This is a genomic window from Myxococcus sp. CA033, assembly GCF_013336625.1.
Taxonomy (GTDB): domain Bacteria; phylum Myxococcota; class Myxococcia; order Myxococcales; family Myxococcaceae; genus Myxococcus; species Myxococcus llanfairpwllgwyngyllgogerychwyrndrobwllllantysiliogogogochensis.
On the sequence record NZ_JABUMU010000055.1, the window covers coordinates 1 to 2,709 of the forward strand.

At 68.0% G+C, this 2,709-nt stretch carries 1 protein-coding gene; it reads right to left on the reverse strand.

Features of this window, described 5'->3' with window-relative positions:
* A partial coding sequence (locus tag HUA78_RS45565) for a non-ribosomal peptide synthetase (RefSeq protein ID WP_174479112.1) occupies nucleotides 1-2,709 on the reverse strand: 2,709 nt, incomplete at both ends.

Below are 2,709 nucleotides of genomic sequence, written 5' to 3' on the forward strand. Positions count from 1 at the left end.
ACCAGCCATCCGAGACGATGTGGTGGACGGTGACGAGCAGGATGTGGCGCTGCTCGGAGAGGCGAAGCACGGAAGCACGGAGCAGCGGGGCCTGGGAGAGCTCGAACGGCTTCTGCGCTTCGAGTTGGGCCAGTCGCCGCGCTTCTGTCTCACGCGAGGCTTCGGGCACGGCCTCCAGGTCCGTTACCGGGACGGACAGCTCCACCCGAGGATGGATGTGCTGGACGGCCTCTCCATCCTCCTGGACGTGGAACGAGGTGCGCAGCGCTTCATGGCGCTGCACCAACTCCTGAATCGCCCGCTCCAGCGCGGCGAGGTTCAGTCCCCCATGGAGCTGGATGGCCGAGGGGATGTTGTAGAACGGACTGCCCGGCTGGAGCCTGTCGAGGAACCACAGGCGCTGCTGCGCGAAGGACAGCGGCAGCGGCCCGGTACGAGGCACCGCCACGAGCGGAGGCAGCTGGAGCGACAGGTCCCCGTGACCCACGGTATCGACGCGAGCCGCGAGCGCCGCGACGGTCGGCGCTTCGAAGAGAGCGCGAAGGGGAAGCTCGACGTCGAAGGCCTTGCGGACACGAGAGACGACCTGAGTGGCGAGGAGGGAGTGGCCACCGAGGGCGAAGAAGTCGTCGGAGACGCTGACGGAGTCGAGGTGGAGGACCTCTGCCCAGATGGCGGCGAGGCGAGTCTCGGTGGGGTTGCGAGGCGCGAGGAAGGAGTCGGTGGGGCTGGAGTCGGGAGCCGGGAGCGCCTTCCTGTCGAGCTTGCCGTGGGTGTTGATGGGCAGAGCGTCGAGGGCGACGAAGGCCGAGGGCACCATGTACTCGGGGAGGCTGAGCAGCAGCTCCGCGCGCAGTGAGGAGGTGTCGACGGAAGCCGGGGTGACGTAGGCGACGAGGCGCTTGAGGCCGGGGACGTCCTCGCGGACGAGGGCAGCGGCGTGGTGGACGGAAGCCAGCGCTTCGAGAGCGGCCTCGACTTCGCCCAACTCGATGCGGAAGCCGCGCAGCTTCACCTGGAAGTCGATGCGGCCGAGGTACTCGAGGTGGCCATGGGCAAGCCACCGAGCCTTGTCACCGGTGCGGTAGAGGCGCGCGCCCGGCACCGAGGAGAAGGGGTTGGGGACGAAGCGCTCGGCGGTGAGGTCGGGACGGAGGTGGTAGCCGCGAGCGAGGCCGTCGCCGCCGATGAAGAGCTCACCAGGGACGCCGATGGGAGCGGGCTGGAGAGAGGCGTCGAGGATGAAGGTGGCGACGTTGGAGAGCGGCCCACCGAGGGCGGGGCGAGCGGAAGCGCGGATGGAGAGCGCGGTGGTGTCGACGGTGGCCTCAGTGGGCCCGTAGACGTTGAAGGCACTCAGGGAAGGCGAAGAGGAAAGCGTCGCCCAGAGAGCGTCGTCGATGGCCTCACCGCCAATGAGGAGACGCAAGGGGCGCTGAGAAGAAGCAAGACCCTCGTCGAGGAGGAGGCGGAGGTGAGAAGGGGCGCAGTCGAAGACGTCGAGCTGGTGCTTCTGAATCCAGGAGAGAAGCAGCGGGACGTCTTCGCGAGCGGCCTGAGGGACGAAGCAGAGGCAGTGGCCCTGGGCGAGGAAGACGAGCTGCTTGACGGAGGCGTCGAAGGAGAGGGGCGCGTTGAGGGAGATGCGGAGCGGGCGCTGGACGTCGGAGTAGACGGCAGAGGAGAGGGCGGAGAGGAGATTCACCACGGAGGAGTGGTGGACCATGACGCCCTTGGGACGTCCGGTGGAGCCGGAGGTGTAGATGACGTAGGCGAGGTGAGAAGGAAGAGTGACGCGAGGAGGGTTGGAGTCCGGGAGCGCGGCGAGAGAAGCGCGCAGTGCGGCGTCATCGAGGCAGAGGGCCGAGCAGGAGGCCGAGTCGAGACGAGGCAGGAGGTGGGACTGGGTGAGGACGAAGGGAGCGCCGGAGTCCTCGAGCATGAAAGCCAGGCGCTCGCGAGGGTAGGCGGAGTCGAGAGGGACGTAGGCGGCGCCGGCCTTGAGGATGGCGAGGAGGGCGACGAGGGAGTCGACGGAGCGCTCCAGGCAGAGGGCGACGCGGACTTCGGGCCCGACACCACGGGCGCGCAGCAGGTGGGCGAGCTGGTTGGAGCGGTGGTTGAGCTGAGAGAAGGAGAGAGAGGCGGAGTCGTCGAGGACGGCGAGGGCGTCGGGCGTGAGAGCGGCCTGGGCCTCGAAGCGCTCGTGGAAGGCGCCAGTCCAGGGCAACTCACGGCGGGTGTCGTTCCACTCGACGAGCACCTGACGGCGCTCCTCGGTCGGCAACATCGGCAGCTCGCTCAGCCGCAACTCCGGTGTGGTGACGACGGCATCGAGGAGGGTGCCGAAGTGCGCGACCATTCGGGCGATGGTGGACTCATCGAACAAGTCCGTCCGGTAGCCCAGCGCGCCTTCCAGTCCCTCGCCCAGTGTCAGGGTGAGGTCGAACTTCGCGCTCTGCGCTCCCGAGTCGAAAGCCTCCAGGCGCAGCGGTGACGTCTCCGCCGTGCTCCCAGGCACTTCCATGCTCGTCGTCGGTGCGTTCTGCAGGACGAGCATGACCTGGAACAGCGGCGAGTGACTGAGGGTGCGGTGAGGGTTGAGTTCCTCGACGAGCTTCTCGAAGGGGACGTCCTGATGCTCGTAGGCGCCGAGCGTGGTGCGTTTCACCTGCGCGAGCAGCTCGCGGAAGCGGAGTCCCGGATGGA